This window comes from Phormidium sp. CCY1219 (assembly GCF_055795085.1).
Genome location: NZ_JAYFEQ010000005.1, coordinates 1 through 6,943, shown reverse-complemented (window position 1 = coordinate 6,943; position 6,943 = coordinate 1). Strand labels below are relative to the sequence as shown.

The window sequence follows — 6,943 nt, the reverse complement described above, 5'->3', positions numbered from 1 at the left end:
TCTTCGGCAGATTCGGTTTCAGATTCCTCAAGGTCGCCTAAGTCCATATACCCGAGGTCTTCGGCAGATTCGGTTTCAGATTCCTCAAGGTCGCCTAAGTCCATATCCCCGAGGTCTTCTGCAGATTCGGTTTCAGATTCCTCAAGGTCGCCTAAATCCATATCCCCGAGGTCTTCTTCGGTTTCGGTTTCGGTTTCACCAAGGTCGCCTAAATCCATATCTCCGAGGTCTTCTTCGGTTTCGGTTTCGGTTTCACCAAGGTCGCCTAAATCCATATCCCCGAGGTCTTCGTCGGTTTCGGTTTCAGATTCACCAAGGTCGCCTAAGTCCATATTCCCGAGGTCTTCTTCAGTTTCGGTTTCGCCGAAAGGATTGACCTCACTCTCAGCAGCTTCGGCGACAGCCATTCCTACTGCTTCGACTTCGGGCATTTCGGCGGTAGTGGTTTCTTCAATCTCTTCCCCGAAATCGGCTTCCTCTTCTTCGCTTTCCACAGATTCTTCACCAAAAACCGCTGCGGCTACGGCAAGTGCTGGATCGGTGAATTCTTCATCCTCAGTGCCTTCGGGTACTTCAGCCACCGTAGGCTGTGGCAACTGTTGTTCTTCTGGTGGGACGGTTACTTCTGGTGGAAGCGAGTCTTCCTCGGTGTCCTCTGCTGAGGGTTGTTCGGTTGAGACTGGGGTGGGAACTTCTTGTGCCGTTGGCTGGGGTGTTGCTGCACTGGGGCTTCTCCCGAGAGCGATGTCTGGGTCAAAATTGAGACCTAAAACCTCGATGAGGGTTTCTGCATCTGGATTGAGTTGGGAAAAGGGCAACATCAACTGCGCTAGCTTCGGTTCGAGGGTATTCATCACGCCCAGAATGAAGTAAGAAGGTGGTCGGGTACCGCCATCGGGGGTTTTGACTGCTGCTATCTTCATGTGCAGTTGCAGCCACTCCCGGTTTGCTTGGAAATACTGCAACCATTTTTGTTTGATAGAAGCAGTGAATTCTTCAAAAAAAGCCATAATGTCTTTCCCCCTGGGTTGCTGAAAACAAGTAGGATTTTATCTTTGTCTTAGCTCTATTGTCTCGTACTGATGTCTCGTACTGAATCATACCCACTTTATCGGCAACCCTCTTCATTCGGGCGATCGCTACCTGGAATTGTTAAACCATCATCAGGTCTAATTCGTCTTCGGTTTGTACTGGGGGCTTGGTGGGATTGAGGTAGAAGTCCGAGAGCAATGCGAATAGTTCGCGATCGGGGGCATCTTTGGGAACCACGCCTTCTGGGAGGGATAGCAGTTGGTCTGCAATGTTGAGATAGAAGTCGCAGACGTAGCGTAAAGAGGGATCGCGGTCTGCCATCTCGAACAAGGTTTGGCCTTTGACGCGAGAAACGCGAATGTCTTCAATTAAGGGCAAAATCTCTAGCACCGGCATGGGGACGGATTCGATGTATTTGTCGATTAAGTCGCGTTTGGCGGTGCGGTTGCCAATCAATCCGGCGAGGCGCAGGGAGTGGGTGCGGGATTTTTCGCGCACGGAGGCGGCGATCCGGTTGGCGGCAAATAGGGCGTCGAAGCCATTGTCGGTGACGATGGTGCAGTAGTCGGCGTAGTTGAGGGGTGCGGCAAATCCGCCACACACCACGTCGCCAAGTACGTCAAAGAGTATGACGTCGTATTCGTCGAAGGCGTTGAGTTCTTTGAGCAGTTTGACGGTTTCTCCTACGACGTAACCGCCGCAACCGGCACCTGCAGGTGGTCCACCGGCTTCTACGCAGTCTACTCCGCCATATCCTTTGTAAATGACGTCCTCGGGCCAGATGTCTTCGTAGTGATAGTCCTTTTCTTGCAGGGTGTCAATAATGGTGGGAATTAAATATCCGGTGAGGGTGAAGGTGCTGTCATGTTTGGGATCGCAGCCAATCTGTAGAACTTTTTTGCCTCGTTTGGCAAGGGCAACGGAGATGTTGCAGCTTGTTGTGGATTTACCGATGCCACCTTTTCCGTAAACGGCTAATTTCACGAGCGTGTTCTCCTGTTAAATGCGTCTTAAGTTCTTTTGCTGATTTTTTCCGGGCAACTTTGGCTGAATCGTTTACCGGGTTGTTTTGCCTTGTCGATCGCATTATTGTCCGATTCACCCAGAATCGTAAAGGCGAATCAAAAATGATTTTTGCCGTTAAAACACGCTGAGATAAGTCATGTAGTTTTTAAATTAGCTTTAAAAGCCTCAATTGTTTTGAATGGTTTAAAATCTGATTTTTTTAAATTTTAACTTACTTTTTAATAAAAAAGAGTTACAATAAACAAAAGTATGTCAAGAGGTTGAGCAACTTTGGGAACAACCGATCGCGGTTGCTGGGGGGGGAGAGGTGGGGGCGATCGCCCAAGCAGGGGGGAGATCGGGTCTATGTACTGGCTAGTTGAAACCTGAAATGACGTTGGATAAAGCCAAGAAATCGGGGAATCGAGGCGTCAAACCCAGAGATTCGAAGGCGGTGGAAATCGAAAACCAGATTTTTGTTAATAATAGTTAAGTTTGTGGCGATCGGGATTTTTCCGGTATATTTACTCAGGAATTCCGGGGGGAGGGAAAGAGAAAGAGGAATTGAATGCTCAATGCTCAATACTCAATTCCTCCCCTAGGGAGGGCGTCAGACTTTGATAAACCATTGGTGGCGGTACATGAAATAGAGAACGGACCACCAAAACAGGAGGGTAAAAATTGCCAGGCCCAGGGAACCATTCAAAGCACCGGCCCAAGGGACGAACAGGTTGCGATACATCCAGGTATAAATGCTGGGAGCATTTTCACTGGTATTGACGGGAGTAAAGAGTAAAAAGCGGGCGAGCAAACCAGAGGCGACGAAAGCGAAGATAGAGTTTAAGCCCATGACTTCAAACGGTTTGCCCCAGCGCTTCCACCGGCGAACTTCAATCGCCTCATAAATTGCTGCCAATAAAAGTAAAGACCAGCCGGCACTATAAAGCACATAGGAACTAGTCCAGAGTTGCTTATTGATGGGGAAAACGAAGCCCCAGACGCGCCCGAGGACGAGAAAACAAAGGGCAGCGAGGGTGAGTTGAATGCTGGTATGGGTGACGATGGGCTGGTTTTGTAACCAATCCCCGACAAAATAACCGAGCAAAACCGTTACTACAGCGGGGAGGGTACTGAAGAGACCTTCCGGTTCAAAAGTGCCATCGCCAAGCATGTGGGAGGGGGTCAAAATCAGGCGATCGAGATAGGCGACGAGGGAACCTTCGCCCTTGGGGGAAAGGTTTCCTGCGCCATAATCGGGAACTGGAATGAACGAGAGGGCGAACCAATAGCCGATGAGGATCGCGGCGGAGAGGATCCAAAGATGGCGACGGGAGAACTTGAGGGAAGCGATCGCGGCGAAGAGATAAGCCAAACTAATACGCTGCAAGACCCCCATAATTCGCAGGGTGCCGAAATCGATGGATTGTCCTTGCAGCAGACCCTTGAGAAGCAGACTAGAGGCGTTGAGAAATAAGCCGAGGGCGAATAAGATAGCAGCGCGGCGGAGGATTTTGGGATAAATGGGGGCGCGGGGCGGGGTGGGGGAGTGGGTGTACTTGCTCAGGGAAAACGCCATTGCCACGCCGACGATGAACAAAAAGGCGGGAAATACGAGGTCCGTGGGGGTAAAACCATGCCACTGGGCATGTAGGAGTGGCGGATAAACATGTTGCCAACTGCCGGGGTTATTCACCAGAATCATGCTGGCGATCGCCATTCCACGAAAAACATCCAGAGAAGTGAGGCGCATAGCGTCAGGCGAGGATTGAATAGATTAACGTTAATAGGGTACAGTGCGGAGTGGGAAGATTCCGTGGGATGGTGCGCGTCGCGACCCCAAGGCGAGGTACAATTTTCGAGCTGAAGTCGCGCACCTATTTTCTCGATGGAAATCAACTGGCAAACGGCGAAAAATTACGAAGACATTCAATATCATAAAACCGACGGCATCGCGAAGATTGCGATCGACCGTCCTCACAAGCGGAATGCGTTTCGTCCGAAAACGGTGTTTGAGCTTTACGATGCGTTTTGCGATGCGCGGGAAGATCCGAGCATTGGGGTAGTGTTATTGACGGGAGTCGGACCGCATAGCGATGGCAAATATGCCTTCTGTGCGGGGGGAGATCAAAGCGTGCGAGGGCAGGCGGGGTATGTGGATGAGGCGGGGGTGCCCCGTTTGAACGTATTGGATTTGCAGCGCTTGATTCGGTCGATGCCGAAAGTAGTGATTGCCTTAGTTGCCGGGTATGCGATCGGGGGCGGTCACGTTTTGCACGTTATTTGCGATTTGACCATTGCGGCAGATAATGCGATATTCGGTCAAACCGGGCCGAAAGTCGGCAGTTTTGACGGTGGGTTTGGGGCGAGCTATCTGGCGAGAATTGTGGGGCAAAAAAAAGCGAGAGAAATTTGGTTTTTGTGTCGTCAATATGATGCCCAGCAAGCCCTGGAGATGGGATTAGTAAATTGCGTGGTACCCGTGGAAGAATTGGAAGCAGAGGGGGTGAAGTGGGCGCAGGAAATTTTGCAGAAAAGTCCGATTGCGATTCGTTGTTTGAAAGCGGCATTTAATGCCGACTGCGATGGGCAAGCGGGGTTGCAAGAATTGGCGGGAAATGCCACCTTGCTGTACTACATGACCGAAGAAGGTGCGGAAGGCAAACAAGCCTTTTTGGAAAAACGGCCACCGGATTTTCGGCAATATCCGTGGTTGCCCTAACCCTTAAACGAGAAAAAGTAAGAGTTGAGAATTGACATTCTGGGTGAAGGTTGTTCTCAATTCTTACTTTTCAATTCATTAAGCCGATTCCCTGATGACAACGCCCTGATTGACGATTGCCACCAATTGAGATCCACTTTTGCGAATTAGGTTTGGTAGATGCCCGGACTGGGTTAAGGGTGGGCAATCGTGAAGATGAATTTTTTAAAATTGACTCGAGTCCGAGTCGAAATTAATGAGTTTTAAGGGTGGAATTTGAGTATGGGGATTGAATGGGGATTCGAGGGTGGAGTTAGCTGAGATAAGCCACAGAGCCATTTGAGGTCGAGTTTGTTTTGGATTTGGAGGGGGTAGGCGCGCTGTGGATGTTATCGGGGGCGATCGCGGCGGATGGCTGCTGATAGGCGCGTTCCAACCAAAGAGCCTCTCCGCGCCCATAGACAGTTTGCGGTAATCCCATTATCTCCTCGATACCCTCCCACGACGGAGCAAAGGGTGGGACTGCGAGGGAGCAAGCCTTCCAGCCGCCGCGAACTGGCACGCCGAGTTGCTGGCAATTACCGCCGCGCCGACCCACTGGGGTATAGAATCGGCAATGGCGACAGGCTGATGCTTGGCAATTTAAGGTTTTCATGGGAGTAGTGCTCAACAATGATTGATTCTTATTTAGATTATGACCGATCGCATTTTGCATTCAAAAGCGACCAACCCGTTATCCCGTCCGGCTTTAAGCGATCCCCACCAGTTTTTTGAAATTTATAATTTCTTTATATTCTGGTCATAACCCCTAATAATAGAGGTCAATAATACCACTGCAATCTTGCCGCATATGGAAGACATCGAGCCAAAACTCAACGGGGATCGACTGCAAGTCCAAACACTGAGATACTATGCAGAAGCTCTCTGGTCAGCCAGGGACCCGCGAGAAACCGGGGGCAGGTTGGCCAGGAACCCGGAGATTAGCTAATTCCAATTGTGCGGGGGATTCGGGAAGCAAATCGAACGGATTGAGCCGGGAGTCAAACGGCCTTTCTCAGAGAGACTGAGAGGGGGTGGTTGCGCCAGAGCGCTCCAGAGATAAACTACCTCTACCAAGAGACTCAACGACCGCACGTTTACTATTTTTTTAGATTGGTGGCCTAAATGGTATCTGCCATTCGGTAGATTTCCCCCGTGAATTCACCGGGTTGAACCCGGCGCGCCGGAAAAAACCTATTATCAAAAAAAGGCGATCGGTTAAATTCAGAAAACAGTTAATTTGTCAACCGTGTAATTGCGGGGATAGTATGGCGATCGCCAGCCACAATTCTCAAACCCCCGGGAGAATGGCTGTAGTCGGGCGAAGCGAAGGCTCAAAAGCGCTGCGTGGCGCAAAGGGCGCAGACAGACCAGCGTTCCAGTTCGCCCGGGGGGGTGGGACAACTGCAGTGAGGGCACAGGGGCAAACTGCGCGATCGCGCCTGTAAGCGAAAGGCCCAGCGATCGAACGCCGAAAGCGGATCGTTATTCCCTGGAGTCTCAGAATTTTCAGGCTCAGGGGGTTGTGTAGAGTCAGGGTCAGACAATCGGCTGGGATGTTGCTGCCAAACGATGCGTTCTGTCTGTGCCGAAGAGAGGGGAGTTTCGCTCCCCTTCAACCAGTCGCGGGGGGAAAAGCGAATATCGGCGATCGGGCGTGTTCGACCCCGATTCAACCGCTGTAAAATGCGGCGACGTTCGAACGTCAGAGTCTGCGCCCAAGCCGCACTAGAGGTTGCCACCTTCAAAACCCCGCGATCCACAACCAGGGGACGAGTATGCGGAGCGATTTTCGGTCCGACTGCTTGGTTCCAAGACTCCACCAAGCGTTGATAGTCCTGTTGCTTCTCGCCAAGCGTTTGCCGTGCCAGGGGGCCTAAAATATCATTGAGCGAGTGAAAAGCCATTGTACTCGAGTGCTACCCTTGTTTAATATCCACTTTAAAATTAGTGCACAACCCGGTAACAGTAGCGTTGCACCCTGCTAGTCCCCCAGAAAAATCAAGCCGACTTCAGGGACAAAAACCCCGCTTTGGATCCAAGCGCCCGAGATCGAGCCGTGGCGATCGCGTTCAACAGATGGGAAAACACCTGTCAGGAACCCCATCCCTAAAGGGAAGGGCTTGGTAAGACTTTATTCTTGCTACGCTCGAATATTTTCCCAAGCTC

Annotated in this window: 6 protein-coding genes; 1 reads left to right on the top strand and 5 read right to left on the bottom strand. The window is 50.9% G+C overall.

The features are described 5' to 3' along the window. From AC0QH1_RS00210 to AC0QH1_RS00200, 3 genes are all read right to left on the bottom strand, one after another. Nucleotides 1-1,010, bottom strand: a 1,010-nt coding sequence (locus AC0QH1_RS00210; RefSeq protein WP_324628737.1) for a DUF5331 domain-containing protein, incomplete at its 3' end; no start/stop codon positions are given. A gap of 142 nt (nt 1,011-1,152) precedes the next feature. Continuing rightward, nucleotides 1,153-2,016 (bottom strand): ferredoxin:protochlorophyllide reductase (ATP-dependent) iron-sulfur ATP-binding protein, encoded by an 864-nt coding sequence (bchL, locus tag AC0QH1_RS00205; RefSeq protein ID WP_324628736.1) that lies wholly within the window; start codon nt 2,014-2,016, stop codon nt 1,153-1,155. 631 nt (nt 2,017-2,647) lie between these two features. Next, complete coding sequence (locus AC0QH1_RS00200) at nt 2,648-3,787, bottom strand: acyltransferase family protein (protein ID WP_324628735.1); 1,140 nt, start codon at nt 3,785-3,787, stop codon at nt 2,648-2,650. Nucleotides 3,788-3,922: 135 nt separating this feature from the next. Here AC0QH1_RS00200 and menB point away from each other — a divergent pair, with 135 nt between their 5' ends. After that, nucleotides 3,923-4,756, top strand: a complete 834-nt coding sequence (menB, locus tag AC0QH1_RS00195) for a 1,4-dihydroxy-2-naphthoyl-CoA synthase (RefSeq protein WP_324628732.1) — start codon at nt 3,923-3,925, stop codon at nt 4,754-4,756. A gap of 292 nt (nt 4,757-5,048) precedes the next feature. Here menB and AC0QH1_RS00190 read toward each other — a convergent pair whose 3' ends face one another. Both AC0QH1_RS00190 and AC0QH1_RS00185 read right to left on the bottom strand, forming a co-directional pair. Further along, on the bottom strand, nt 5,049-5,390 hold the full coding sequence (locus AC0QH1_RS00190; protein WP_324628731.1) for a hypothetical protein: 342 nt from the start codon (nt 5,388-5,390) through the stop codon (nt 5,049-5,051). A gap of 718 nt (nt 5,391-6,108) precedes the next feature. Next, nucleotides 6,109-6,681, bottom strand: coding sequence for a DciA family protein (locus AC0QH1_RS00185; protein ID WP_324628730.1), 573 nt, complete (start codon nt 6,679-6,681; stop codon nt 6,109-6,111). Between the last annotated feature and the right edge of the window lie 262 nt (nt 6,682-6,943).

What these genes read in the sequence shown, in the direction of transcription:
- menB (WP_324628732.1), top strand. Translation starts at nt 3,923, where the DNA reads ATGGAAATCAACTGGCAAACGGCGAAAAATTACGAAGACATTCAATAT.
- AC0QH1_RS00190 (WP_324628731.1), bottom strand. Translation starts at nt 5,390, where the DNA reads ATGAAAACCTTAAATTGCCAAGCATCAGCCTGTCGCCATTGCCGATTC.
- AC0QH1_RS00185 (WP_324628730.1), bottom strand. Translation starts at nt 6,681, where the DNA reads ATGGCTTTTCACTCGCTCAATGATATTTTAGGCCCCCTGGCACGGCAA.
- AC0QH1_RS00200 (WP_324628735.1), bottom strand. Translation starts at nt 3,787, where the DNA reads ATGCGCCTCACTTCTCTGGATGTTTTTCGTGGAATGGCGATCGCCAGC.